The sequence below is a fragment of the Cupriavidus alkaliphilus genome, from assembly GCF_014191175.1.
GTDB classification, from domain to species: domain Bacteria; phylum Pseudomonadota; class Gammaproteobacteria; order Burkholderiales; family Burkholderiaceae; genus Cupriavidus; species Cupriavidus alkaliphilus.
This window is the reverse complement of the sequence record NZ_JACHWE010000003.1, coordinates 300,207-325,647: the sequence shown is the minus strand read 5'-3', so window position 1 is coordinate 325,647 and position 25,441 is coordinate 300,207. Positions and strand designations below refer to the sequence as shown.

Annotated in this window: 27 protein-coding genes, 1 tRNA gene and 1 pseudogene; 12 read left to right on the top strand and 17 right to left on the bottom strand. The window is 64.2% G+C overall.

Annotated features, from left to right (window positions below; all coding sequences use genetic code 11):
• Positions 1 to 31: 31 nt before the first annotated feature.
• Entirely contained in the window at positions 32 to 1,549 is a 1,518-nt protein-coding gene (scpC, locus tag FHX60_RS13005; RefSeq protein ID WP_183283584.1) for a succinyl-CoA:acetate CoA-transferase ScpC, read from the bottom strand.
• A 388-nt stretch (positions 1,550 to 1,937) separates the two neighbouring features.
• Between scpC and FHX60_RS13000 the strand changes: the two genes are divergently transcribed.
• Both FHX60_RS13000 and FHX60_RS12995 read left to right on the top strand, forming a co-directional pair.
• A complete protein-coding gene (locus tag FHX60_RS13000) occupies positions 1,938 to 2,498 on the top strand; it encodes a winged helix DNA-binding protein (protein WP_092313549.1) in 561 nt (186 codons plus the stop codon).
• A 165-nt stretch (positions 2,499 to 2,663) separates the two neighbouring features.
• Entirely contained in the window at positions 2,664 to 7,517 is a 4,854-nt protein-coding gene (locus FHX60_RS12995) for an NAD-glutamate dehydrogenase (RefSeq protein ID WP_183283583.1), read from the top strand.
• 21 nt (positions 7,518 to 7,538) lie between these two features.
• On the opposite strand, the gene FHX60_RS12990 is transcribed toward FHX60_RS12995, so the two are convergent.
• The 3 genes from FHX60_RS12990 to FHX60_RS12980 all read right to left on the bottom strand — a co-directional run bounded on the left by FHX60_RS12990 (position 7,539) and on the right by FHX60_RS12980 (position 8,779).
• On the bottom strand, positions 7,539 to 7,892 hold the full coding sequence (locus FHX60_RS12990; protein ID WP_112775431.1) for a hypothetical protein: 354 nt from the start codon (positions 7,890 to 7,892) through the stop codon (positions 7,539 to 7,541).
• A gap of 97 nt (positions 7,893 to 7,989) precedes the next feature.
• A complete protein-coding gene (locus FHX60_RS12985; protein WP_112775430.1) occupies positions 7,990 to 8,262 on the bottom strand; it encodes a hypothetical protein in 273 nt (90 codons plus the stop codon).
• Between the two features lie 130 nt (positions 8,263 to 8,392).
• Positions 8,393 to 8,779, bottom strand: coding sequence for a hypothetical protein (locus FHX60_RS12980; RefSeq protein WP_112775429.1), 387 nt, complete (start codon positions 8,777 to 8,779; stop codon positions 8,393 to 8,395).
• A 185-nt stretch (positions 8,780 to 8,964) separates the two neighbouring features.
• Between FHX60_RS12980 and FHX60_RS12975 the strand changes: the two genes are divergently transcribed.
• The 3 genes from FHX60_RS12975 (at position 8,965) to FHX60_RS12965 (ending at position 10,266) form a co-directional block, all read left to right on the top strand.
• A complete protein-coding gene (locus FHX60_RS12975; protein WP_112775428.1) occupies positions 8,965 to 9,225 on the top strand; it encodes a hypothetical protein in 261 nt (86 codons plus the stop codon).
• Positions 9,226 to 9,269: 44 nt separating this feature from the next.
• Entirely contained in the window at positions 9,270 to 9,776 is a 507-nt protein-coding gene (locus FHX60_RS12970) for a cupin domain-containing protein (protein WP_183283582.1), read from the top strand.
• A 265-nt stretch (positions 9,777 to 10,041) separates the two neighbouring features.
• Positions 10,042 to 10,266 carry a DUF2188 domain-containing protein gene (locus FHX60_RS12965; RefSeq protein WP_092313567.1) on the top strand — a complete coding sequence of 75 codons (225 nt, stop codon included), beginning with the start codon at positions 10,042 to 10,044 and terminating at the stop codon, positions 10,264 to 10,266.
• Between the two features lie 15 nt (positions 10,267 to 10,281).
• Here FHX60_RS12965 and FHX60_RS12960 read toward each other — a convergent pair whose 3' ends face one another.
• Together FHX60_RS12960 and FHX60_RS12955 are read right to left on the bottom strand one after the other, a co-directional pair.
• Entirely contained in the window at positions 10,282 to 10,422 is a 141-nt protein-coding gene (locus tag FHX60_RS12960) for a hypothetical protein (protein WP_165835159.1), read from the bottom strand.
• Between the two features lie 411 nt (positions 10,423 to 10,833).
• Entirely contained in the window at positions 10,834 to 11,565 is a 732-nt protein-coding gene (locus FHX60_RS12955; RefSeq protein WP_183283581.1) for a hypothetical protein, read from the bottom strand.
• A gap of 517 nt (positions 11,566 to 12,082) precedes the next feature.
• On the opposite strand from FHX60_RS12955, the gene FHX60_RS27985 reads away from it, so the two are divergent.
• From FHX60_RS27985 to FHX60_RS12940, 4 genes are all read left to right on the top strand, one after another.
• On the top strand, positions 12,083 to 12,520 hold the full coding sequence (locus tag FHX60_RS27985; RefSeq protein WP_375790537.1) for an SOS response-associated peptidase family protein: 438 nt from the start codon (positions 12,083 to 12,085) through the stop codon (positions 12,518 to 12,520).
• Positions 12,436 to 12,765 carry an SOS response-associated peptidase family protein gene (locus FHX60_RS27730; RefSeq protein WP_311729268.1) on the top strand — a complete coding sequence of 110 codons (330 nt, stop codon included), beginning with the start codon at positions 12,436 to 12,438 and terminating at the stop codon, positions 12,763 to 12,765. The genes FHX60_RS27985 and FHX60_RS27730 overlap by 85 nt, the downstream gene beginning before the upstream one ends.
• Positions 12,766 to 12,957: 192 nt before the next feature.
• On the top strand, positions 12,958 to 13,185 hold the full coding sequence (locus FHX60_RS12945) for a DUF2188 domain-containing protein (protein ID WP_183283580.1): 228 nt from the start codon (positions 12,958 to 12,960) through the stop codon (positions 13,183 to 13,185).
• A 530-nt stretch (positions 13,186 to 13,715) separates the two neighbouring features.
• Positions 13,716 to 14,300, top strand: a complete 585-nt coding sequence (locus tag FHX60_RS12940; RefSeq protein WP_183283579.1) for an ATP-dependent DNA ligase — start codon at positions 13,716 to 13,718, stop codon at positions 14,298 to 14,300.
• A 57-nt stretch (positions 14,301 to 14,357) separates the two neighbouring features.
• Here FHX60_RS12940 and FHX60_RS12935 read toward each other — a convergent pair whose 3' ends face one another.
• Positions 14,358 to 15,878, bottom strand: coding sequence for a hypothetical protein (locus FHX60_RS12935; RefSeq protein ID WP_183283578.1), 1,521 nt, complete (start codon positions 15,876 to 15,878; stop codon positions 14,358 to 14,360).
• A gap of 548 nt (positions 15,879 to 16,426) precedes the next feature.
• On the opposite strand from FHX60_RS12935, the gene FHX60_RS12930 reads away from it, so the two are divergent.
• Complete coding sequence (locus tag FHX60_RS12930) at positions 16,427 to 16,645, top strand: hypothetical protein (protein WP_183283817.1); 219 nt, start codon at positions 16,427 to 16,429, stop codon at positions 16,643 to 16,645.
• Here FHX60_RS12930 and FHX60_RS28055 read toward each other — a convergent pair.
• From FHX60_RS28055 to FHX60_RS12910, 5 genes are all read right to left on the bottom strand, one after another.
• Complete coding sequence (locus FHX60_RS28055; protein ID WP_512698853.1) at positions 16,632 to 16,907, bottom strand: hypothetical protein; 276 nt, start codon at positions 16,905 to 16,907, stop codon at positions 16,632 to 16,634. The two genes, FHX60_RS12930 and FHX60_RS28055, sit on opposite strands and share 14 nt — an antisense overlap.
• Positions 16,907 to 17,131, bottom strand: a complete 225-nt coding sequence (locus tag FHX60_RS27725; protein ID WP_260163927.1) for a hypothetical protein — start codon at positions 17,129 to 17,131, stop codon at positions 16,907 to 16,909. Before FHX60_RS27725 ends, FHX60_RS28055 begins: the two co-directional genes overlap by 1 nt.
• Positions 17,128 to 17,619 (bottom strand): lysozyme, encoded by a 492-nt coding sequence (locus FHX60_RS12920; RefSeq protein WP_183283577.1) that lies wholly within the window; start codon positions 17,617 to 17,619, stop codon positions 17,128 to 17,130. The genes FHX60_RS27725 and FHX60_RS12920 overlap by 4 nt, the downstream gene beginning before the upstream one ends.
• The gene (locus FHX60_RS12915; protein WP_183283576.1) at positions 17,616 to 17,891 is read right to left on the bottom strand and encodes a hypothetical protein; all 276 of its coding nucleotides are present in this window, start codon (positions 17,889 to 17,891) and stop codon (positions 17,616 to 17,618) included. Before FHX60_RS12915 ends, FHX60_RS12920 begins: the two co-directional genes overlap by 4 nt.
• 511 nt (positions 17,892 to 18,402) lie before the next feature.
• Positions 18,403 to 19,026 (bottom strand): hypothetical protein, encoded by a 624-nt coding sequence (locus FHX60_RS12910; protein WP_183283575.1) that lies wholly within the window; start codon positions 19,024 to 19,026, stop codon positions 18,403 to 18,405.
• Between the two features lie 827 nt (positions 19,027 to 19,853).
• Here FHX60_RS12910 and FHX60_RS12905 point away from each other — a divergent pair.
• Positions 19,854 to 20,225, top strand: a complete 372-nt coding sequence (locus FHX60_RS12905) for a hypothetical protein (RefSeq protein WP_183283574.1) — start codon at positions 19,854 to 19,856, stop codon at positions 20,223 to 20,225.
• Positions 20,225 to 20,818: pseudogene (locus FHX60_RS27720) on the top strand (site-specific integrase); the annotation flags it as partial. The gene FHX60_RS12905 and the pseudogene FHX60_RS27720, both read left to right, overlap by 1 nt.
• Before the next feature lie 59 nt (positions 20,819 to 20,877).
• Here FHX60_RS27720 and FHX60_RS27715 read toward each other — a convergent pair.
• From FHX60_RS27715 to pheT, 5 genes are all read right to left on the bottom strand, one after another.
• Positions 20,878 to 21,693, bottom strand: a complete 816-nt coding sequence (locus FHX60_RS27715) for a toll/interleukin-1 receptor domain-containing protein (RefSeq protein ID WP_260163879.1) — start codon at positions 21,691 to 21,693, stop codon at positions 20,878 to 20,880.
• Positions 21,694 to 21,806: 113 nt separating this feature from the next.
• Positions 21,807 to 21,883: transfer RNA gene (locus FHX60_RS12895), tRNA-Pro, on the bottom strand.
• 55 nt (positions 21,884 to 21,938) lie between these two features.
• Complete coding sequence (locus tag FHX60_RS12890) at positions 21,939 to 22,364, bottom strand: MerR family transcriptional regulator (protein WP_018006802.1); 426 nt, start codon at positions 22,362 to 22,364, stop codon at positions 21,939 to 21,941.
• A 116-nt stretch (positions 22,365 to 22,480) separates the two neighbouring features.
• Entirely contained in the window at positions 22,481 to 22,891 is a 411-nt protein-coding gene (locus tag FHX60_RS12885; RefSeq protein WP_037024300.1) for an integration host factor subunit alpha, read from the bottom strand.
• 87 nt (positions 22,892 to 22,978) lie between these two features.
• Complete coding sequence (pheT, locus tag FHX60_RS12880) at positions 22,979 to 25,426, bottom strand: phenylalanine--tRNA ligase subunit beta (protein ID WP_183283573.1); 2,448 nt, start codon at positions 25,424 to 25,426, stop codon at positions 22,979 to 22,981.
• Positions 25,427 to 25,441 lie beyond the last annotated feature (15 nt).

Genomic DNA, 25,441 nt, shown 5'->3' with positions numbered 1-25,441 from the left:
GGGCTGTTTTGTTTTGGGGATTGCCCTGGCCTCAGGCGGCCAGCGCCGGTGCCGGCCGCGCCGGCTGCATGGTGCCGCGGTCGCGGAAGGCGGCATGCCAGGACAGCGCCTCTTCCACCAGGTGCGGGGTCTGGCCGCCATGCGCACAGGCGCGGCGGAAGTAATCGCCCAGCAGGTCACGGTATTGCGGGTCGGCGCAGTTGGCGATGACGGTGCGCGCGCGCTCGCGCGGCGCCAGGCCACGCAGGTCGGCCAGGCCGTGCTCGGTGACGATGATGTCGACATCGTGCTCGGTATGGTCGACGTGCGCCACCATCGGTACGATGCTGGAGATATCGCCACCCTTGGCCACCGACTTGGTCACGAACACCGACAGGTGCGCATTGCGGGCAAAGTCACCCGAACCGCCGATGCCGTTCATCATGTGCGTGCCGCCCACATGGGTCGAGTTGACGTTGCCGTAGATATCGCACTCGAGCGCAGTATTGATGGTGATCAGCCCCAGCCGGCGCAGGATCTCCGGATGGTTGCTGATTTCCTGCGGCCGCAGCAGCAAGCGCGAACGGTAACGGTCCAGGTTCGCCAGGAAGCGCTGGTACACCTCGCGCGTCAGCGTCACCGACGAGGCCGAGGCAAAGGCGAGGCGCCCCGCATCCAGCAGCTCGATGGTGCTGTCCTGAAGCACTTCCGAGTACATCTGCAGATCGCGGAAAGGCGACTCGACCATCCCGTGCAGCACCGCGTTGGCAATGGTGCCGATGCCGGCCTGCAACGGCTGCAGCGACGGCGACAGCCGCCCGGCGCGCACCTCGCGCAGCAGGAATTCGTTGAGATGGCCGGCGATCTGGCTGGTATCGGCATCCGGCGGCAGCGCGTTGGAAGGGCTGTCGTCCTTGGCGGTGATGACAATGGCCGCGATCTTCTCGGGATCGATCGGGATATACGGCAGGCCGATGCGCTGCGCGGGCGCGATCAGCGGGATCGGCTGGCGGTACGGGCGCTGCACCGGGAAATAGATGTCGTGCAGCCCTTCCAGCTCCAGCGGCATGTTCAGGTTGATCTCGACGATCACCTTGCGCGCCAGCATGGCGAAACTGGCCGAGTTGCCCACCGAGGTGCTGGGGATGATGCCGCCCTGCTCGGTGATCGCCACCGCTTCCACCACCGCGACGTCCACCGGTGCGATCTGGCCCGAGCGCAGCTGCTCCACGGTCTCGGACAGATGCTGGTCGATGAACATCACTTCGCCCGCATTGATCTTGCGACGCAGCGTGGCATCGGACTGGAACGGCAGGCGGCGCGCGATCACGTCAGCCTCCGCCAGCACCCGGTCGATGTCGTTGCCGAGCGAGGCGCCGGTCATCAGGGTGATGCGCAGCGGCTCGGTGGCGGCGCGCCGTGCCAGCGCGAACGGCACTTCCTTGCAGTCGCCCGCGCGCGTGAATCCGCTCATGCCTACCGTCATGCCGTCGCGGATCAGCGCGGCGGCTTCGTCGGCCGAGACTACCTTGTCATGCAGCCTGGCAAGGCGAATGCGTTCCTTGTACATCTTGGATCTCCGGTCTGACGGCCGGCCCGTGCCTGCGCCGTTCGCCCCGTGCTGGCCTGGCGGCTGCTTGCGGGGTCTCCGGCAGGCAGTTTAGCCAGCCACGCTCATTCCATCGATGATTTAAAGTTATCCGTCCAAGTCGTTTTTTTCATAATTCGGCAGACGGCGCGCGCAGCAGCCGCCACTATCGCGCGCTACCGGCTCAGGACATTCCCGCAGTGTCACAAATCCGGCAAAAGTTTCTGTTAGTCTCGCCGTTCGGTCGACCCAGCCCGCCCCAGAGGCTGCGGCGGCCGTGCCGCCCGGGCCGGCCATGCTCCGGCCCCTTGCACCCCTGCGGGTGCCTGTGCATTGCGGTGGCGGCAAACCACAACAGGAGACGCCATTCATGCAGCCAAGACCCCTCGAACCCAGCGAGCCGGTTGTCCTTGCCCTGATTGACGCAGTCACCGCCTGGCAAGGTGCGTTGGACCAGACCCTGCGCGCCTCGGGCCTTAACTATTCCCAGTGGCTGCTGCTGCGGGCCATCCGCCAGGGTGCCTTCAAGCGTGGCTTGCCGCTGGCTGGTCCGATGCCGCTCGACGCGGCGCAATCGGAGACCATGCTCGACGAACTGCGCCGCGACGGCTGGATCGAGTACACCGCGACGCTGGCGCCCCGTATCGCCGAAGGCGCCACCGCGCGGGTGCAACGTACCGCGCAGGCCCTGAGCGCGCTGCACAGCGTCTCGGTCGCCTCCTTCAATTCGCAGGAACGTGCCGCGCTGGCCGGCCTGCTGGATCGGATGAAAACCACGCTGGACGGCCACACCTCGCGCCAGGTCAGAGCCGTCTCCGAGGCCCCCCGGCAGGAACGGCACAGTCAGCATGGCCAGCCGCTGCCCTGCCCCGGCGTGCCGCCGGTCGCCCACCGCCCCTCCTCCTGCCCCAGCCTCGCCACGCGCTTCTGAGCGCTGCCCGGGTCCCGCGGCTCGCCGTCGGGACCCTTCCGTGCCCCTCCCTCGCGATCGCCGGTGCGCGCCACTTTGTTGCGCCGGGCACTCGGATTTTTCCTAAAGTATGAGCATGCCCCGGCACATGCCCCGGCGGCCCATCGACACCGCGAGGAGGGGAACATGCCGCAGGAGAACGAAGACAAGGTCGCGCACCTGCTGGACGAACTGGCCAACTTCGCGCGCGGGCGGCTGCCGGCGGCGATGTTCAGCGTGGTCGAGCCCTTCCTGCTGCATTACTACGACCAGGCCGACGCCGAAGACCTGCTGCGGCGCGAAGTGGCCGACCTGTACGGCGCCGTGATGGCGCACTGGCAGACGGCGCAGAAGTTCACCCCCGGCAGCGCGCGCATCCGCGTCTACAACCCCAACCTGGAAGAGCACGGCTGGCACTCCGACCACACCGTGGTCGAGATCGTCAACGACGACATGCCGTTCCTGGTCGACTCCGTGACGATGGAGATCAATCGCCAGGGCCTGGCGCTGCATTCCGCCATCCATCCGGTGTTCAGGGTCTGGCGCGGCGGCGCCGGCATCGAGCGGATCGCCCCTGGCGGCGCCGGCGAGGCCGGCGACAGCTCGCGCCTGGAGTCCTTTATCCATTTCGAGATCGACCGCACCGGCGAGTCGTCGCGCCTCGACGCCTTGCGCAACGGCATCTCGCAGGTGCTGGTCGACGTGCGCGCCGCGGTGGAAGACTGGCCGGAGATGTGCGACATCACTCGCGCCACCATCGATGCCATGGCGCAGTCGCCGGACGCGGCCTCAGCGGAGAGCGTCGAGGCGCGCGCCTTCCTGGAATGGATGATGGACGACCATTTCTCGTTTCTGGGACAGCGCGACTACCAGCTGGTGGCGCGCGACGGGCGCTACTTCCTGCGCGGCGTGGCCGGCTCCGGCGCCGGCATCCTGCGCGAAAGCCTGCGCGAGCCCGACGCCGAAGACCTGACCCCGCTGCCCGCCGCGGCCACCGCGATCATCGAAGGCAGCTCGCCGATCTTCGTGACCAAGGCCAATTCGCGCGCCACCGTGCACCGGCCCGGCTATCTCGACTACGTCGGGGTCAAGCTGCTCGACGAAAACGGGCAGCTGTTCGGCGAGCGGCGCTTCGTCGGCCTCTACACCTCGACCGCCTACATGGCGCCGATCGCCGACATCCCGCTGGTGCGGCGCAAATGCGCCAACATCCTGGCGCGCGCAGGGTTCCTCGCCAAGGGCCACCTGTACAAGTCGCTGGTCACGATCCTCGAGCAATATCCGCGCGACGAACTGTTCCAGGCGAGCGAGGACGAGCTGTTCGACATCACCACCGGCATCCTGCGGCTGCAGGAACACCAGCGCACGCGGCTGTTCGTGCGGCGCGACCGCTTCGACCGCTTTGTCTCGTGCCTGGTGTTCGTGCCGCGCGACAAGTACAACACCGACCTGCGCCAGAAGATCCAGAAGCTGCTGACCGCCGCTTTCCACGGCACCAGCTGCGAGTTCACGCCCTTGCTGTCGGAATCGCCGCTGGCGCGCATCCAGCTGACCGTGCGCGGCGAGCCCGGCACCATGCCCAAGGTCGACACGCAGGAGCTGGAAGCGCGCATCGTGCATGCCAGCCGCCGCTGGCAGGACGACCTCGCCGAAGCGCTGCACGAAAGCCACGGCGAAGAGCACGGCAACCGGCTGCTGCAGCGCTATGGCGGCTCGTTCCCCGCCGGCTATCGCGAAGACTATCCGGCGCGCACCGCGGTGCGCGATATCGAGCTGATGGAGCACGCGGTGCGCGGCAACGGCATGGCGATGAACCTGTACCGGCCGATCGAAGCCGCGCCCGGCGCCTTCCGCTTCAAGGTGTACCGCGCCGGCGAACCGATCGCGCTGTCGCTGAGCCTGCCGATGCTGGAGCACCTGGGCGTGCGCGTCGATGAAGAGCGCCCCTACCGGATCGAGCCCGACAGCGGCGCGCCGGTCTGGGTGCACGACTTCGGGCTCGAAATCGCCGACGGCGGCGCTGCTGCGGAGTTCGACATCGCACGCGTCAAGGCGCTGTTCGAGGACGCCTTCGCGCGCGCATGGCACGGCGAGATCGAAAACGACGATCTCAACCGCCTGGTGCTGCGCGCCGAGCTGGCCGCACGCGACGTGACCATCCTGCGCGCCTACGCGCGCTACCTGCGCCAGGTGGGCTCCACCTTCAGCGACGCCTATATCGAACGGGCGCTGACCGGCAATGCGGGCATTGCCGCGATGCTGGTGGCGCTGTTCGTGGCGCGCTTCGACACCATCAGCCAGGTGGCCGCCGACACCGCGCGCCAGGCGCGCTGCGACAAGCTGCTGGCCGACATCGGCACGGCCCTGGACAAGGTCCCCAACCTCGACGAAGACCGCATCCTGCGGCTCTTTCTCGGCGTGATCAACGCCACCGTGCGCACCAATTATTTCCATCGCGGCGAGGACGGCCAGCCCCGTCCGTACCTGTCGTTCAAGTTCAATCCGGCCCTGGTGCCGGGCCTGCCCGAGCCGCGTCCGATGTTCGAGATCTGGGTCTACTCGCCGCGCGTGGAAGGGGTGCACCTGCGCGGCGGACGCGTGGCGCGCGGCGGGCTGCGCTGGTCGGACCGGCGCGAGGACTTCCGCACCGAAGTGCTGGGCCTGATGAAGGCGCAGATGGTCAAGAACACGGTGATCGTGCCGGTCGGCTCCAAGGGCGGCTTCGTGGTCAAGCGCCCGCCGCCGCCCACCGACCGCGACGCCTTCCTGCGCGAAGGCATCGCCTGCTACCAGACCTTCCTGCGCGGGCTGCTGGACCTGACCGACAACCTCGTCGGCGGCGAGCTGGTGCCGCCGCCCGAGGTGGTGCGCCACGACGACAACGACCCCTACCTGGTGGTGGCCGCGGACAAGGGCACGGCTACGTTCTCTGACTTCGCCAACGCGATCTCGGCCGAGTACGGGTTCTGGCTGGACGATGCCTTCGCCTCCGGCGGCTCGGTCGGCTACGACCACAAGAAGATGGGCATCACCGCGCGCGGCGCGTGGGAATCGGTGAAGCGGCATTTTCGCGAGATGGGCATCGACATCCAGGCCACGGACTTCACCGTGGCCGGCATCGGCGACATGTCGGGCGACGTGTTCGGCAATGGCATGCTGCTGTCGCCGCATATCCGGCTGGTGGCCGCGTTCGACCACCGCCACGTCTTCCTCGACCCGGATCCGGACCCGGCGCGCAGCCTGCAGGAACGCGCGCGCCTGTTCGGGCTGCCGCGCTCGAGCTGGGCCGACTACGACGCCACGCTGATCTCCGGCGGCGGCGGCATTTTCCCTCGCACCGCCAAGACCATCCCGCTGTCGCCGCAGGTGCAGAAGGTGCTCGGCATCACGGCGAGCGCGCTGTCGCCGGCCGAACTGATCCACGCCATCCTGATGGCGCCGGTGGACCTGCTCTACAACGGCGGCATCGGCACCTACGTCAAGTCCAGCCAGGAAACTCACCTGCAGGCCGGCGACCGCACCAACGACGCGGTGCGGGTCAATGGCAGCGACCTGCGCTGCAAGGTGGTCGGCGAAGGCGGCAATCTCGGCTTCACCCAGCTCGGCCGCATCGAGTTCGCGCGCAAGGGCGGCCGCATCAACACCGATGCCATCGACAACTCGGCGGGCGTCGACTGCTCTGACCACGAGGTCAACATCAAGATCCTGCTGGGTCTGGTGGTGGCCGACGGCGAGATGACCGAGAAGCAGCGCAACAAGCTGCTGGCCGAGATGACCGACGAAGTCGGCCTGCTGGTGCTGCAGGACAACTACTACCAGACCCAGGCGCTGTCGGTGGCCGGCCGCAGCAGCGGCGCGCTGCTCGACGGCGAGGCACGCCTGGTGCGCTGGCTGGAACGCGCCGGGCGGCTGAACCGCGCGCTGGAATTCCTGCCGTCGGACGAGGACATTGCCGAGCGCAAGCTCGCCGGCGAAGGCCTGACCTCGCCCGAGCGCGCGGTGCTGCTGGCCTACAGCAAGATGTGGCTGTACGACGAACTGCTGGGCTCCGACGTGCCGGAGGACGGGCTGGTGTCCGGACTGCTTGTGGATTACTTCCCGGTGCCGCTGCGCCAGCGCTACGGCGAGGCCATGCAGCGACATCCGCTGCGGCGCGAGATCCTGTCGACGCATCTGACCAATATGCTGGTCAACCGCATCGGCGCCACCTTCGTGCACCGGATCATGGAAGAAACCGATGCGCGACCCGCCGATATCGTGCGCGCCTGCCTGATCGCGCGCGACGTGTTCGGGCTGACCGCGCTGTGGCAAGAGATCGACGCGCTCGACAATCGCGTCGCCGACGCCGAACAGGCGCGCATGTTCGGCTCGGTGGCGCTGCTGCTGGAGCGCGCGTGCCTGTGGTTCATCCGCTATCTGCGCAGCGGCAGCAGCGCCGCCGAAGACCTGGCGCGCTTTGCGCAGGCGGCACAGTGGCTGGGGCCCCGCTTGCCGCAACTATTGCCGCAGGCGGACGCCGCGGCGTTGACCGAGCATACGCGTGCGTTGATCGAAGCGAGAGTGGGCGAGACGCTGGCCGCGCGCGTGGCCGGCAGCGAGATTTCCGCCGCGGCGCTCGACATTGCCGAAGTCGCCGCGGCGTGCGAGCGCAGCCTGGATCTGGTGGCCGGCGTCTACTTCGCGCTGGACAGCCACCTGAGCTTCAGCTGGCTGCGTGAACGCGCGCTGGCGCTGCCGTCGGACACCCATTGGGACCTGCTGGCGCGCACCACCACGCTGGAAGACCTGGGACGGCTCAAGCGCGCGCTGACGGTCAGCGTGCTCTCGCAGGCGGGCGATCAGACCTCGCCGGAAGCGATGATCGACGCCTGGCGCGCCAGCCGCCACGGCGCGCTCGAGCGCTTCACGCGCATGCTGGCGGACCAGCGCGCCTCGGGGGCCGCGGGACTGTCGATGCTGTCGGTCGCGGTGCGCGAGATCGGCATGCTGGAGCGAAGCTAGCCGCGCCGGCTGCCTGGCGGCTTACTCGTCGGTGTCAGTGTCAGGGTCAGCGCCGAGGTCCGCATCGGCGTCGGCGCTGCGCGGACGCAGCTCGAGGCCAAGCAGGATCAGCAGCTCGAAGGCATCGGACAGCAGGTGCTTCTGCCGCGGCAACAGGCTGGCGTACGGCATGTCGTAGATCGACTGGTGCGCCGCGCGCTCGCCCTTCAGGCCGCGGTCGCGCGCGATGTCCGACAGCAGCGCGGCAAAGCCGGACAGGTCCTGCGCCGCCAGCGCCGAGTTCAACACCTTCGCGATAACTTCGGGCGAAGCGTTGGCCCAGCCCATGCGCTCGGCATTGGAAGCGGGGTCGTTGGGGAGGTCGGCAAAGTCCATGTTGTGTTTAACGGTCCTGCCTAAACTAGCTTAAGCCGCCAACGATGTGAATTTGACCCCACACAGGTGGGGTAACATGGCCTGCCGCCAGTGCCGGTCAGCGCGATGCGGGCTTGGCGCGGCCCTGGGCCGGTGCCTTCCCCGGCGCCTTCGGCCGCGCTCCAGCGGGCCGCTTCGCCGGTGCCTTTTGCGCTGCGCCGGCGGGTACCTGGCGATAGGTCGTGCTGCCATCCTTCGCCGTGCGCGCCACGACATGGTTGCGCGCGCCACACTGCGGGCAGCGGAACACCAGTCCCTGCCCTTCATCGCGGATCTGCACCTCGTCCGGCTCCCAGCTGGCGCCGCAAGCCTGGTTCCCACAAACAAACATGAATTCTCCTGGAGGATTCGTGCCGATCGACTGCCGGCACGGACGCGATTATCAGGCCTGTCGCGCGCCAGCGGGTCGATTTGCCGCCGAATGCGCGGATTGCGCCGCTCGGCCGGCATGGCCGCGCGCTTCAGCCATTGCGCTGCACCCACTGCTGCGCCCACGCAATCGCCGCGGACCGGGCCTCGTCCGGCGTGGCATGGGTGGTCGGCGGCGCACCGCCTTCGAGCACCACGGCGCCCGATTCCCAGATATCGCACAGCGCCTTGAACCGCCCCATGCCCAGCGCATGGCAGAACACGTGGATGACGAAGCCGCGGTACTCCAACACGTCGGTGGCGGCATCGGTCAGCACCTGGTCCGCGGTGACATCGGCAGGCAGCAGCGGCGCATCGGACTGAAGCGGTTCGCGCGGACCGGCGGCCGCGCGCGCCGGCCGCGCCAACGCGCCGCCGGCCGCCACGCCAAGCAGCACGCCCAGGCCAAACCAGCAGGCTTTGCTTCCGCTCCCAGCCATGGCATCTCCTGTAGCGACCCGGCGGTCGCGGCAAGACAGCGTTGTGAGGAACTGTCACCGGTTTCAGGTTATACCAGGCAGCGACCACGTACCGCCGCGCCGCCGCCCGAAATTGAGAATCGGGAGGATGACCGAACGGCATGCCGCGGCTATACTGTACATCCATACAGTATCTGGACACTGCCATGCCCTTGTACCAGTCCGATTCCATCCTGCTCGAAGCCCACTACTTCGGCGACGACACCGAATCCGTGCGCCTGCGCTGCGGCAGCGTCTGCGTGAACGCCGGCGCCATCCTGGTCGACGGCATCGAGCCGCGCCAGTTGCAGTCGCTGCGCTGGACCCCGGACTTCCTCTCGTTCGAGGCGCAAGGCATGCGCCACCGCTACCCGGTGAGCCGCCCGGCGCTGGTCGGCCCCGCGCAGGCGCGCTTCGCCCTGCTTTAAGCTACGCCTTCCGATTCCGCCAATGCGCCGCGCGCCATGCCCCCATGCCAGACCTGAGCCCGACCGCCCGCCAGCTGATCCACGCACTCGACCTGCGGCCGCATCCAGAAGGCGGCTACTACCGCGAAACCTATCGCAGCGAGGAACGCGTCGCATGCCAGGACGGACGCACGCGCGAAGCCTGCACCGCCATCCACTACATGCTTTGCGGCAACGACTATTCCGCCTGGCATCGCATCCGCTCCGACGAGCTGTGGCACTACCACGCCGGCTCCCCGCTGGACGTGCACCGCATCGTCGAAGGCACCATCGTCACCCAGCGCCTGGGCGACCCGCTGCGTCATCCCGGCGCGGCGTTCCAGGCGCTGGTGCCGGGTGGCCAGTGGTTTGCCGCCGAACGCGCGGACGCTGGCGGCCCCGAGGACTTTGCGCTGGTCGGCTGCACCGTGGCGCCGGCCTTCCAGTTCAGCGAATTCGAACTGGCCAGCGCGGCGACGCTTGCCGGACTCGTGCGCGGACATGACATGCGGTGGCAGCGGCTACTCCGCTAGCGCCGCAAAAAAACAGCCCGCCGAGGCGGGGTGCGGGCGGGCTGGTGAGTACAGCCCAGCCAGTCTACGTGCACCTGCGTCGGCGCCATGCCCGGAGCATCCCGGTATCCGGGCGCCTTTTCTGATTTGAGGGCCGAGGAGTCACATGGCCAATGCTGCCAAGGGCGCTGCGCAGCAAAAGACACCGGCGCTGTCAGACGGGCACCGATACCGGCCACAGTAAGCAGCGTGGAGACTAGGGCATCTTCCACCACGGAGGTGCGCCATGCCGGCCAAGAACATCCACGTCGTACCGCTCGACAACGGCTGGGCCATTGAATCCGAAGATGGCGCGGGCGGGCGCCAACTCTACGCGACGCAAGAAGACGCGATCGCCGCGGGCACCGAGAAAGCCCGGCAGCTCCATGCAGAACTGCTCGTCCACGGCCGCGACGGCCGCATCCGGATGCGCAACAGCTTTGGCAACGATCCTCGCGATATCCAGGGCTGAACAGTCCGCCGCGCGTCAGCCGCCGCTGGCGCGCAGCCCTTCCACGCGCGCGCGCGTCGCGTAATAAGCAAGCACCAGCGATGCGGTCAGTGCCAGGCCGGCTACTGCCAAGGCGATGCATGTGGTGCCGGCGATCCCGTTGCCCTTGTCGGTCATTACAGCCTCCGTCGCGATGAAGTCCACTGTGCCACCACTATAGGTGCAACGAGCTGAATCGAAAAACGGCCATGGCTGCGTTCACGCGGTGACCACGCTGGTTCCAGGCGCGAAGCAGCACACGCGCGCCACAAGACACGAAAATAAAAAAACCCGCTTGGCGATTTACCAAGCGGGTTTTTTGCCTGGTCGGGGCGAGAGGATTTGAACCTCCGACCACCTGCACCCAAAAAATATATATGTTTGTTACCGAAATCAGCCACTTAGGATGAAACCTCTAACTTGCTGCGCAAATCTTAGGTACCGGAGCATGCGGCTTTCCGGACGATTTCTGCCCTAAGTTAGACAGCCTTACGGGCATCACTTCTATGGGAGTTGGCCATTCTCGTATTGCACGCGCCCAGCCATCGCTCAGTCCATGAAGTTCCGTTCAAGCAACGTAGCCGCCAGCCACACGAAAGCGGCGGGCGTAAACCACAGGACCAACAGGGTGCCGTATGCATACAAGCTTCCCTGGGACATGGATAGCACACCGAAGCCAGCTCCGAGCAAAAGCTCCAGCGCCACGATAAAGAACGAGTTTCCATGCTCGCGAAGATGGCGGTAAGACTCAATGATGCCCCCTTTGTCGTCGTCGCCACGAGCTTTCGCCAAACTCGCGTATCGCTGAAACGCAAAGCGGTGCTTACTGAGAAGAGCAATTACCACTATCACTTGCGACCAAATTACCAGCAGCACGAGTAGTAGAACTAACGAATCGGCCCCAGTGATGGCCCACTGCCCAGGCACAAAGATCATCATGCAAATGCCCGAAGCCACAAACACAAACCAAAATATCCAACGGAGTACGCACAACTTTGGCTGGCCAGTGACCGGTAGCTCGGAACTTATGAAGAAGAATCGGCCCGCATGGAACACCAGGATCGGAGCGCTGGCGAGATAGCAGAACGTCAGACCATAGCCGGCCAGGATAGCCAGTTTGATACCGTCGAGTTCACCTTTGTCGGCACCAAAGAGCAGAGGCGTAAGGTTCGGATTGCCCTTGAAGAGCTGGAAAACAATAGCAGCCCCGATGACAGTCCCCATACCGTACCGGACCGCATAGAACTCCCACCATCGCCCGTTGCCAGTTGTGTCGGCCATACCACCTCTGAAGTTGGAGAATCTTGAAGCGAGATCGTAGCGGAATGCAGTGAGGCTGACTGCACATTCAGAGGTCAAATTTGCCGTCTGTTCTCGCGAGCAACGAAAAGGCGTGTGCGTTCGCATGACCGGCTACACTGTATATTCATACAGTATTCAACCATGATCAACGACCCCTACTCTGACCGGCTCCGCCCCCCGCTGGATGACGATCAGCTATGGGACATTTGGGTCCGAAACCGCTCTCCCGAGGTTCGCGCACTCCTGTGGGAAATTAAGCGGCCGCAGAACATTGTCCGGCGCGCCTGGCAGTTCCAGACATATTCCCTCCAACGGGTTACCTGGGTGGCTCCAACCGAGATATGGTCCTGCATTACCTGCGCGAGGAAATCGCAAACGAGCCATACCTGCGAGGCGCCCAGGAATGGATGCTCGAGCACGAAGCCGAGCTGCAGCGCGAAGCAGGCGCCAAGAAGAAAAAAGCGCCAAGGCCAGCCAAGGGGGATAGGAGATCAGGATGTGCACCAACTACGCCCCAGTGCAGCGCCAGATCCTGCGGGAGATCTTCGGCGTTGAGCCGCCGCCAGCGGAGTGGAAGCCCGAGACCTGGCCAGACTACGCCGCGCCAATCGTGCGCATGGATGGCGACGGCCGGCGCGACAGCGTTCTGGCAAGCTTCGGCCTGGTGCCGCGCTCCCGCGTCCCGCAAGGCGTTCGTCCATACGACACCATGAACGCCAGGTCCGAGACGGTTGGCGAGAAGCGGACATTCAGCGGCCCAGGGAAGAAAGGGCAGCTCTGCCTGATTCCTGTAACCGCGGTCTCTACGAACCCAACTAGGAAGCCGGGCCGAAGTCGACACGGTACAAGATCTGGCTGCCTGGTGAGCCGGCCTTTGGCATTGCCGGCCTCTGGCGAGACTGGCCAGACGGGGCTTACTCCTTCACCATTCTGACCGTCAACGCGGACAAGCACCCAGTCATGAATCGGATGCACGCGCCCGGCAAGGAAAAGAGCTCCGTGGTGATCGTGCCGCGTCAGCAGTGGGATGAATGGCTGGCGTCTCGCGACCCCGAGGTTGCACGAACGTTCATGACCATCTTGCCGCCGGATGCCATGGCCACCGAGCCGGCTTCCATCGTGCGTCGCTCCAAGGAGCAGCAGCCGGCGTCAGACCAGGATAATCAGTTGCCCCTGTAAGAAAATAACCCCCGCGCGGGATGCACAGTAATTCATATTTTAGCGAATATTGGTCAGTCGCGAGCTGACCCCTCTCGGCAGCACTTCCCGCAGCCCGCCTTCGCGCGGGCTTTTTTTGTCGGACAGCATCCGATACCGCCGCTCACAAGTCGCGCAGAGACTGGCAGCAGCATCAATAGCCAGGAGACAGCCATGCCAGGCAAGAACATCCATGTCGTGCCCGCCGGCGACCAAGGTTGGGCGGTGTCCGTTGAAGGCACAGATGGCGCGACCACGCACTATCCCAGCCAGGAAGAGGCGATCGCTGCTGGAACCGAGAAGGCAAAGCAAGATAAGGTCGAACTGCTCGTCCACGGCCGCGACGGCCAGATCCGTGAGCGGAACTCGTTCGGAAACGATCCGCGCGACATCAAAGGCTGACACGCCCTTAGCACGGGGTGGCATCTACTCGCTGCAGCTCGCTGCGACGGCCTTAGGAGTTTGCGATGCCAGCAACAAGCCTTAGCGTCATGCCCGTCGATCAGGATTAGGCGCTCGAAATAGACGGCACGTCCGAGCCGCGTCAATTCTCCCTACGCTTGAAGCCGCGATCAGCGCGGGCTGGGCTCGCGCGCGGCGCCAAAACATCGAGCTGCAAATCCAGCCACTGGCCGGCGGCGTCCTGCTCAGCGCCGAGAGCACCAATCCCGCAGACTTCGCAGGATAGCGCGAAGGCGTAGGTTCATTCGTGAATCACCCCAAATGCCCGCCGAATGTAGGCCGTCTGGTCGACGCACAACGCGCGCCTTTCATCCAGCATTGGGAGACGCAAGGCTGGCGCCAGCCCTGTGTTTTCCGGGCCCCTTGGGAACCCCCGGGCCCAGAGGGTCTCTTTTTCGGCCTGCCTTAGAACGCTCACTGCGGTGACCACACGCCAACCGCCGCCGCCTTCCCTCGCTGACCTGCGTCCGATGCTCCTGTGCGAGCGCAAGACCATCCCGCGCGCGCCTGGCTGGCATTTCGAGATTAAGTACGACGGGTACCGACTGCTGGCTTCCACCGGCAATGCGCCACAGCTGAAGTCTCGCAACGGGGCCAACGCCACCACTTGGTTCCCTGAACTCGTCGACGCCCTGACGACCCTCCCCGTCGGCTACATCCTGGACGGCGAGGTCTGCGTGCTGGACGACATCGGCAAGAGCGACTTCGAGCGGCTGCACGCGCGCGCCAGGCGCAAGGGCTGGTACCGCGGCGCGGATGCCGTCGCCTACTGCGTTTTCGACCTGCTGGTCGGGAAAGGAATGGATCTACGGGCACAGCCGATCGAACGGCGCAAGGCAGTGCTACGGAAGATGCTGGCCGAGCCGCCGCCGGGGCTGCTCTATGTTGACAGCGTTGAGGACGGAGCCTGGTTGTACGGCCACGCGCTGGCGCTGAGACTGGAAGGGGTCATCGCGAAGCGCGCCGGCTCGTCGTATCAGGCGGGGGAGCGATCGCGTGACTGGCAGAAAATCAAACGGCCAGGTGCGATTCCCAGCAAAAGATTCACTAGATAAGCTGACTCATAATGCCCGGCCTCCCGAAATTTCAAAGGAAGACCGGGTCATCAAGCCTCACGGCCGCGAACTCGATGGCTCCGTTGCAGTTCTCTGCTGTGTCCTATGTGAGCCGGGAGGCGTCCACTCCAGCGACTGAATCGCAGCCCATATGAATCGACCGTGGATCGGGCGAAAGATGTCACTATGCGCGCCACCACCGGTATTGGGCTGATTGAAGTAAACGATATTCGAGGCGTCGACGTAATTTGGCATGCCCGCCGTAAAGCGGAATCTGTGCCCGCCTTCTGCGGAAATTTCCTCCCGGCGTATGCACTGCACATCCAGACGGTTAAACGAACCGAACTTGCCTTCGCCGCAGAATTGCCTAAATACCTCGTACGACCCAACCGTATCGGACCAAGAGCTCTTGGTGTTAGCCTGGTCATGGGAACTGGATGTCAGAACGATGGCCCCTATGTCGCCGCAGTGTCCGTCATACTTGAAGCCCTCACTCGAGCCCTTGCCGAATCGGTTGATCGAGAAGGCGCCCTGCCAAGCGATGAACAGGTTCCACGGTACCGAGCGACGTGCTTGGCTTTTTGACGGCTCCTGGCCTAAGCTGGAACGCTCAATCTGCGAGCCCATGCATAGCGCTGTGGCCAGTGCCCGAGCTCCAAACGAGTGGCCAATTGCGACGGTAGGAATCCGTCCAGCCGTGGTTTGCTGAACTACGCGGACCACTTCAGCCAGCCATGTAAAGCCGATCTCATCAGCATCGTTTGCTTTGGCCCGGTAACTGCTCAGTGTAACGAGCGGTTCCAGCCAATTCGCGGACCAGGAGCTTGCCCACGTCACCCCAATGACAAGTGGGCGAAAGTCCGGACCTGCAGCTCGCTGCAGATGGCTAAGGACCGAATTGAAATTGCGTACCGCCTCCAATTGCGGTGTATTCCACCCCATGACAATAACGATGGCCTGGGTGTATGCACTGGCGGCATCTCGTTCCGAAAATTGCCGTTCTAACTCCTTGGCCAGCACGTCCAGGCCGGTCCACGAGTCCGGGAATGCGCTGGCCGGTCTACCGAAGATCGGAAAATCGCCTCCGCAGCCAAAATTGCGATCGACTTCGTTCTCGGAGAACGACATGCCTTTTTCGCCGCTTCCCCAGTCACGATAAATCGAATAGAGAATGCAGTTCCCATTGCCGTAGGGACGGCCTTCGTTTCGGACCACATGAGAGATGTAGTGAAGTTTTGGCTCTGTGTTCAGGCGCGTCTTGAAGTCCCGGATCGCCTCTATATCGCTGTCGCGTGGCGCCGGAAGGACGGCGTCGCCGATGACAGCAGCCTGACGCCCCTTATCCAATCCCACTATATAGCCGGGGAACGTCAGACCAATCGCTTCAGGGTTGTAGACGATGTCGTGGAACAGCCCCGCTTCCCCGACAATTCCTCCTCGGGCTGTGATGTTCTTCTCAGTGGCACCGTACCCGGTGGGTCGGCTGCTGCATGATACGCAAAGAATCGCCAAGCTGGCCAACAGAAGACGGCCTGCAGGTATGAAGGAGAACTGATCGTATCGCACGAATGCCCGCATCTTCGCCTCCTGGAGAGTGAGGTCGCAGAATCCCGCTTACTTTCGCCTCAGCAAGCAATTGGGGCTAAAGATTAGCCGCCTGCGTCTCTGTGGTAGCCGTGCACTGCTTCTACCGTCCCACACCTGGTGTAATTGAAGCCAGCGGTATCCCTTATCTTAGGCAAGCGGCACGCTAACTTTCCTCATCCATAAGAATGAAAACTACAGGCCCATGCTTCGCAAAGCAGCGCGCGGTAGTTACAGCGAAGCAAGCGGAAAGAATCAGTGCCTCCTTCATGACTGTCTCTCCTCACTGCTATGACGTGCATCTTTAGCCTAGGACGGCGGCACCGAATAACAATCGCCAGTTTTGGGGATGTGTATTGTGACCAACGTCCAGCATGGCGGAAACTGAAGGTCGCCTCAGTGTCTACGACGAAGGTCCGGCCCTCTTGAGGGTTGTCCGGTCGAGCCACAAAATGAAAACAACTGTCTCATTGTTGCGGCTATCACTGCCATGCTGACTCAGAAGGCAATAAATTCGCTCGATAGGACGTGAACGGATTAGCATGAGCAACATCACCACAATCTCGATTAGCATCCTTGTTTCGATCGGCACGCTTGCCGCTGGAGTGTTTTGCCTGGTGAAAAGTGATCCTCTACTGCGCGAGGACAACGAAGATCCAAGGGACGTTCTGACCCACGAGCCGCCCCCTTTAAGTCATTGCACGTCGGCAGCGCCGGACGGTGATGTCCGCGTCCCTGCCGGTAGCGTCAACGAGTCGTAACTTCGCTCGCAGGCTTGGCCGGCGACCCGAGCGGCGTCGGCATACTTAGCCAGCTCTCCCGCTCGCGCATCAGCCCGGCCGAGCACGTCGGTAAGCACATCGAGGGGATCTCCGGCTGTCGCGCTTCCGGTGGCAGCGGCGGAATTGCCGGCGGCGCGGGCAGCTGCGGCAAGCTGGGCAGCTCGCCCGCGCAGCTGCTCAGCAACAGCCCCAGCGGCGCGAGCATCAGCCAGGGCCCGGTCACGTTCTTTCGATGCAGCATCAGCAATTCCCCTCTGTTCTGCGGTTCCTGCGTTGTTCTTCGGCGCGTGCTGCTTCTGACGCTCCGGCCAGGGCCGTCGCCTGCCCTTCCCGCTGTTTGGCATGGTCGGCCTGCAGTTGCTGGACTCTGCCGCCAAGACGCCAGCCATTCGCTGCCCAGCCGGCGCCAAACACGCCTGCGCACAGCACCAAGGCGCCTGCCGCGCGCCACAGGTGCAGACTCATGGCAGCCCTCGTTCGCAGACGCTACGCTCGAGCGCGCGCCGCTTGACCAGCCCGGGCAACACCTTGCCGCCTGCTGTCACCCATTGCGGCCGCCCGCTGTCACTCTCGTTCATCGCTTTGCAGGCGCCGCGAAAGTTGCCGGCGTTGAAGCGCGCCGCCGTGGTGCTGCCACAGTAAGCCCCCACGCCCACGTTGACGGCGAAGCTCACTGCGGCCCCAAGCTGCCAGGGCCGTCCCTTGAGCCCCGGCGTACAGCGCAGCACCGGCTCCGCATGTTCGATGAGATCCTCAAGCAGCAGCTTCTCGCACTCGGCGTCGGTGTAAGGCCGTCCCAGCACGGCCGTCTTCGTGTGCCCTGAGCAGGCAGTGACAATGCCGATCGGGTCTTTGTAGCCGCGCAGGACCTTTCCCTCGAGCTGCGGCGTGATAGCGAGCAGCCACGCCGCCGTCGGCGCTCCCACTAGCGCAACCAGCCTCGCCTTGCTCATTTGAGACCGCCTCCCTTGATGGCGGTCCACAGCCCAATGACCGCGGCCAGGGCGCCCGCGATATAGCCGATTGGCTTTGCAGCCCGCCCAAGCCAGGCGATGACTTTGAATCCACCAGAGAGGGCATCGAACAGCTCGACCAGTCCCTGTGTGTTGGCTTCGGTCCGGCGCGTGCACTCGGTGTTCTCGGCCACGCTCTCCTTGAGGGCCTTTACCTCCCCGACCAGCTGCTCAAACTCTTCCCGGCTGACATGGTTTGCGTTATCCGGCATGTACTCCCCGTCAAATGAAAAAGCCCGCACGCGGCGGGCACAAAAAAAGCCGCACGAAGCGGCTTGTGATCTTCATCACAGAAATCTATTGCTGTCGGTCTACAGTCAGTGTGTTCGGGAACATCTCGCGCTTTGCCCGAATGCCAGGCTTCCCTCGGGTCGCCTGGCTCTTTGTAGGCCAGCCTTGGTCGGCGTCACCACCAGCCCCGCGAGATTACCTCTCCAATTCCTTGGTGCCAATTCCAGCAGTTGCGTATGGCGTGCCGTAGTACTTCACGCCGAGACTGCTCTATGCCGACACGGAAGCAGGAACTGGAGCGAAAGGACGTGAGAAACAGCTTCCGCAACGCGAAGGCGCGAAAGACGCCGAATGGTTGGATCGTCGAATGGCCCATTAGAGGTTATACGCTGGAATTTAATACCCCATACCCAACAGAACAGGCCGCGCTTTCCGCAGTGCACCGCATGTTATGGGATCACAGTTGTGAGGAGCACGGCTGCGAAAGCCAGCTCATATCGGCCAGCCCACCCCAATCTCGTCGCAAAGTGCCTTGACCTCCGCGATGCTTGTGCAACCGCGCACCGCGTCCTGTTTTCGTCCGCACGTGCCGGCGATCCCTGCCTCAAGCTGGGACAACGCCGCAGCTTTGGACAGCACCTTTGCCACCAGCTCGGCCAGAGGGATCTCGCGCACCTGTGCCTCCATCGCCAGATTCGGCGCACGCTCCGGATCCTGCGTATCCTGATACCTGGCCGCCTCCCAACGCTTGATGCCCCACGCCGCCATCTCCGCTGGACTGTAGGCAGCTACCACCGCATCACGTTTTCCCTTCGCGAGCGCTTCGATCGCCTCGATGGCGATGGTCTGCGCTGCTTCCAGCGAGCCAACCACCGAGACCGACCAGTTCTGGTAGTAGGTGCCGTCGACCAGTTTGAAGCCGGCATCCTGGACAAACTCCAGCAGCCCGACGGTCGGCTGTGTCATATCCATCGCTGGAGCAAAACCGTACTCGGCGGCCATCTCCCCAGGGATAACCAGCGGGAACGAGATCTCCGCGGGCAGTTGTTGGCGAAGTTGATGCTGGTTGATGATGGGGCCGACCGGCTGGCCGTTCTCGATCTTCACGTATTGCATGCCGTTCCTCAAACGTCCGCAGCGTTGTTTGGATAGGAGCGCCCACCACCCCACAGGATGCGAATCGCGCCCTTGCCGCCGACACCGCCATCCGTGCTGCCATTGCGCCCTCCCGCGCCGCCCCCACCGTAGTTGCCGCCGTTCTTGCCGCTGCCAGCAGATCCGCCGGAGCCACCACCACCGGGCGAGCCGCTTGAATAGGTGCCGTTCGACCCTTGGCCCTTCAATCCGATGCCACCGGCCCCGCACTCGCGTCCCCCACCACCACCGGCGCCGCCCGCGCCCGCCGTGCCGCTGCTGCTGCCCTGCCCGTTGCCCCCAGCGCCGGTGTAGCCGCCGGCACCTCCGCCGCCGCCACCGGACGAGTAATAGGCGCTGCTGCCCCCCGCTGTAGACCGTAGCCAGGCTGAACGCGCCCGTTCTCACGCTCGATTGCCCCGTGTACACGTGGAGCTCGCCAGCGCCGTTCGGCAGAGAGACGCGACTGTAGATCTGCGCCCCACTGGATGAGAACTGGACAAAGATGTTTGTACCTGGCGTGACTGAAATTTCGTTTGCCCAGCCAAGGTCACCGCCTTTACCACCTGTCGCAGTAGAGCCGCTCCAGATACCCCCATTGCCCCCGGGCGACCGGCGTCGGTTGCAGCCTGGACAGCTTCGTCGCGCTTCGCCGCAGCCGTCTGTGCGCTGGCGGCCGCCTCACCCGCTTTGTCGCCAGCAAACAGTGCACGGGCTGCCGCCGCAGACGCGGCGTCACCGGCGGCCTGCGCACGCTGGCCAGCCGATTGGGCCGATTGACCAGCAGCTAGTGCGGCATCGGCTGCCGCTTGCGCATCGAGTACGAGAAGAACGGCGCCTGGTACTTCGTCGACATCCGACGGAAGTGGCATAAGCTCTGCCGTGTCAGCGAGGGGCTTACCGCACTGTATACGGCGCTCGCTGCGATTAACCGTGACCTAGACGAGCGACAGACGAACACTATGCCGGCCTTAATCGATGCCTGGTTGCTGGCAAAGTTGGGGGCCGACGCGGCGACGACGCAAGAGGAATACCGGCGGATGGCCACCTTCATCAGATCGGAATTTGATGATCAGTGCCTCGTTGCGGACGTCGAGCCAAAGGACATTGCGCGGTTCCTAGACAAGCACTTCGACGGGAAGCGAATGCCAACAACAAGTACCGGGCCCTGCTGTCGGTGATGTTCACTTATGCCGTTCGCAAGGGGCTGCGAAACGCCAACCCTGTGACGGAGGTGGCAGGCGCCTCCGAGAAAAAACGTGACAGATACATCACGGACGCCGAACTGGAAGCCGTGCGCGCTGCCGCGCTGTTGGGAAACGACAACAAGCCCACGCCTTCAGGCTCGGCCATAGTGGCGTTAATCGACCTCGCTTACCTAACGGCTCAGCGAATTGGCGATCTCCTGGCGCTGAACTGGGCGGACGTAAGTGATGAAGGTATCATGTTCCGCCCTTCCAAGACGGTGAATAGTTCCGGTGTTCGGATGCTGGTCGAGATGACCCCTGACCTGCAGGCCACACTGGCCAGCACCAAGGCCGGCAAGGTGAAGGCGATTGGACCTGTCATCTCCACGCAGGCCGGTGGCCGGTTCACGTTACAGCGGGGCCCAGACTGCGTGGAAGCGGCATGTCAGCGAGCCAGGCATAGGTACGAGAAGCAGTGTGTGCTAGCTGGCAAGATTCCAGACCCGCGCCTACTGATGGGCATACACTTCCATGATCTGCGGGCGAAGGCGCTGACTGACTTACGAAGGCAAGCCGGCGCAGCAGCTGCCCAGGCGCTAGCAGGACATACGACGGCAGAGATGACGGCACACTACACAAAATCACGTCAGGTGCTCAGCAGCATGTGCCCGAACTCGGCAACAACTCCGCATGCGACCATGACTTTCACATTTGACCCTGCATACGAATCTGAACCGGACAAGTACATGCCCGCCCGCTCGGTGACAATCTGTACAGCTTGTCCTAATGGAGCGGCAGCTTCCCGAATACTCTCCAGGCGCTCCCTGGGGATCGGCCCTAAATCTATCCCGAAGCTTGTATGTGGCGCCAATTTCTCACATTGCTCAACAATCATCCGTATTTCATGGGGTTGCCCCTGCATGGTGGCAAAAAGACGGACAAGTTTGACGCCTGCTGTGTATTTCGCCTCAAGGGTTTGAATTTGGGCTGCAAGGTCGTTGAAGTTTGTCCTCAGCGGACCTGATCCGCCAAGGGCGCACTGCAACGATACGAAAGCGAATTCGAGCCTGTCGGCCTTGCTTGCCTCGATACCGTTAAGGTTGTTGAGTGGAACGGGAAGCGTACTGGGGAAGGCCCCAGAGTGGCAAATTGGCACCGCAAACAAACGCGAACCACCCTGCCTTTTTGCAACCGCTCCCCGCGACCACACTGCCCCCAACTCAAAGTTGATCCAAGGGCGCCTCACTGATTGCGGACTAATCAAATAAAGCGCCGCGGCGCAATCTATCAAGCCCGTCTCGATCGCTTCGAGAAAGTTGGCGCCAGCCGGGATACTTTCACCGTCGGACGACACAAAAACCCTTGCGAAGCCACCAAACTCTGTCTCAATGGCCTTTTTCAGAAGCACAGCGAGTTCGCGTTCCTCATGAATATGGGACAGAAAGATGAGTTGCGGCGCCATGCGAGGTCTCCATAAGGGGCGCAATTGCCAGGTCAGACAGAGCCAAGTTAGACAACCCAGCACATGTTAGACAAAAGGCCCGGACGGAAAAACCGGCCGGGCCTTTATTTACTTGGTCGGGGCGAGAGGATTTGAACCTCCGACCACCTGCACCCCATGCAGGTACGCTACCAGGCTGCGCTACGCCCCGAAGCAAAAGATTATAACAGAAGCATTTCTCGTATGACTAGCTCCTGACGTGGAAATTATCCGTGCTTCGCGATCTCGCGCAGCTGCGCCAGCAGATGCTGCACGTCGACCAGTGCGTTGCGCAGGCCGGCGATGTCGACCGACAATGCCGGCGCTTTTTCCACGCCGGCTTCCATCGATTCCTGCGTTGCCGTGGCCGCGCTGTGATGACGGCCTTCGTCGAGGCGGTTGCGCGCGCCGTTGATGGTGAAGCCCTGCTCGTAGAGCAGCTCGCGGATGCGGCGGATCAGCAGGACTTCATGGTGCTGGTAATAGCGGCGGTTGCCGCGGCGCTTGACCGGCTTGAGCTGCGTGAACTCCTGTTCCCAGTAGCGCAGCACGTGCGGCTTGACGGCGCACAGCTCGCTCACCTCACCGATGGTGAAGTAGCGCTTGGCCGGGATCGGCGGCAACGCGATGCGGTCGCTGGGTTTGTCCGACATGCAGTGTGTAGACGAGCGTCAGGCCATGCCGGCCAGGAGGTTGGCGCGCCTCGCGCGCGCGCCCAGAAGAATACCGATGCCGGCCTCGGGAAGCAATCCGCCGTTCGGGTGACGGGTCAGCCGACGATGCCGGCGCGTTCTTCGACCAGGCCCTTGAGCTTCTGGCTGGCGTGGAACGTCACCACGCGGCGCGCGGTGATGGGAATGACTTCGCCGGTCTTGGGATTGCGGCCGGGCCGCTGCGGCTTGTCGCGCAACTGGAAGTTGCCGAAGCCGGAAAGCTTGACGCTGTCGCCCTGCTCCAGCGCTTCGCGGATGACATCGAAGAAGGCCTCGACCATGTCCTTCGACTCGCGCTTGTTCAGGCCCACCTGGTCGAACAGCATCTCGGCAAGCTCGGCCTTGGTCAGCGTGGGAACTTCGGTCGCGCGGGCGTCCGGCATGGCATCGTCAAGGGAGGATGCCTGCCGGTCGCTCATCTCACCCAGTGCTGCAGCGGTCATGGAATTCGCGTCTCGATCATTCATGTCGATCGCTCGAGTGTCTGTCTGGCGATCCGCCCGGGGCGAGCCCGGGCGCCCTTTTTATCGTGTTCCGTCGGTCCTGGCGACGGATCAGCCGCGCAGCCGCGCCTGGAAGGCTTCGGCCAGCGCGTCGACCATGCAGCGCACCGCGCTGTCGACGGTTTCGTCCTGAAGGGTCGACCCAGTATCTTGCAAGGTCACCCGGAACGCAAGGCTTTTCTCGTCCGCGCCGATGGCCGTGGAAGCCCCCTTGGGACGGAACTCGTCGAACAGCACCAGGCTCTGGCAGAAGCGGCCGTAACCCTGTTTTTCCAGGGCCGCGCGCATGGTGTCGAGCAGGTCCTGCACGCGTACCGATTGCTTCACGACCACGGCCAGGTCACGCACGGCGGCGGGGAACTTGGAGATCTCGGTGTATGCCGGCAGGCCGGTGGCGCGCAGCGCGTCGAGCTGCAGTTCGAACAGCACCGGCGCATGCGCCAGCTCATACTCCTGCAGCCAGCGCGGATGCAGTTCGCCGACCACGCCCACCGGCTCGCCGTCGAGCAGCACGCGCGCGGCGCGGCCCGGATGCAGCGCCGGGTGCGATACCGGCTCGAAGCGCGGCACGCGCGGATGGAACAGCGCCTCGACGTCGCCCTTGATGTCGAAGAAGTCGACATTGCGCGTGGCGACGCCCCACTGCTCTTCGAACGCCGGGCCGTAGGCGATGCCCGCAGCCATCATCGGCTGGTCATAGCCGGCCACGGTGAGACCGCCATCGCTGACCTCGGCGTCGCGATGGAACACGCGGCCCACCTCGAACATGCGCACGCGCGCGGCCTTGCGGTTGAGGTTGTAGCGCACCTTGTCGACCAGCCCGCCGATCAGCGTCGAGCGCATCACCGCCAGCTGGCTGGCGATCGGGTTGAGCAGGCGGATCGGCTTGTCGTTGGCGGCGAAGTCGCGCTCCCACTTCTCTTCGACGAAGGCGAAGTTGATCACTTCCTGGTAGTCGCGCGCGGCCACGGCATGGCGCACCACGTGGGTCGAGCGGCGGGCTTCGTCGGTCGGGCGCATTTCGCTTTCGGCAACCGGCGGGCGCGCCGGGATGCGCTCGAAACCGTAGATGCGCGCGACTTCCTCGATCAGGTCTTCCTCGATCTCGATATCGAAGCGGTAGCTCGGCGGCGTGACTTCGAACACTTCGCCCTCGGCGCCCTGCGCACGCGTGAACGGCAGCTGCAGGCGCTGGAACACGTCGGCGATGGCCGCCGGCGACAGCTCGATGCCGAGCACGCGCTCGGCGCGCGCCACGCGCAGGCTGACCGGCTTGCGCACCGGCAGGTTGACCACGTGGTCGTCCACCGGGCCGGCCTGGCCGCCGCAGATGTCGAGGATCAGCGCGGTGATGCGCTCGATATGCTCGACCGTGGTGGCGTAGTCCACGCCACGCTCGAAACGGTGTCCGGCGTCGGTCGAGAAGTTGTAGCGACGGCTGCGGCCCTGGATCGCGGCCGGCCACCAGAACGCGGCCTCGAGGTAGATGTCGGTGGTGTCCAGCGTCACCGCGGTGCTGTCGCCGCCCATGATGCCGGCCAGGCTCTCGATCTCCTTGTCATCGGCGATCACGCCGACCTGCTCATCGACCTCGATGGTATTGCCGTTCAGCAGCTTGATCTGCTCGCCCTTGCGGCCCCAGCGCACGTCCAGGCCACCGTGGATCTTGTGCAGGTCGAACACGTGCGAGGGACGGCCCAGCTCCAGCATTACGTAGTTGGAGATATCGACCAGCGCCGACACGCTGCGCTGGCCCGAGCGCTCCAGACGCTGAACCATCCACAACGGGGTGGCGGCACGCGCGTTGACGCCGCGGATGATGCGGCCGGAGAAGCGGCCGCAAAGATCCGGGGCCGATACCTTGACCGGCAGCTTGTCCGGGATCGTCACCGGCACCGGCGACATGTCGGGCAGGTTCAGCGCGGCACCGGTCAGCGCCGACACCTCGCGCGCCACGCCATGGATCGACAGGCAGTCGGCCTTGTTCGGCGTCAGCTTGATGACGAAGACCTGGTCGTCCAGGTTCAGGTGCTCGCGGATGTTCTGGCCGACCACTGCGTCTTCCGGCAGCACCATCAGGCCGCCGTGGTCTTCCGACAGCTTCAGTTCGCGCGCCGAGCACAGCATGCCGTAGCTGTCGACACCACGCAGCTTGCCGACCTTGATCTCGAACGGCTTGCCGCCGTCCTCTGCCGGCGGCAGCACCGCGCCGACCAGCGCGCACGGCACCTTGATGCCGGGCTTGACGTTGGGCGCGCCGCAGACGATCTGCAGGGTCTCGCCGGTGCCGGCGTCGACCTGGCACACGTTGAGGCGGTCGGCGTTGGGATGGCGCTCGGTCGACAGCACGTGCGCGACCACCACCTTGTCGAACGGCGGCGCGACCGGGCCGACCTCTTCCACTTCCAGGCCGGCCATGGTCAGGCTGTGCGAGAGCGCGTCGGTGGAGATCTTTTCAGGGTTGGCAAAGGTGCGAAGCCAGGATTCCGAGAATTGCATGGCGCTTCTGATCCG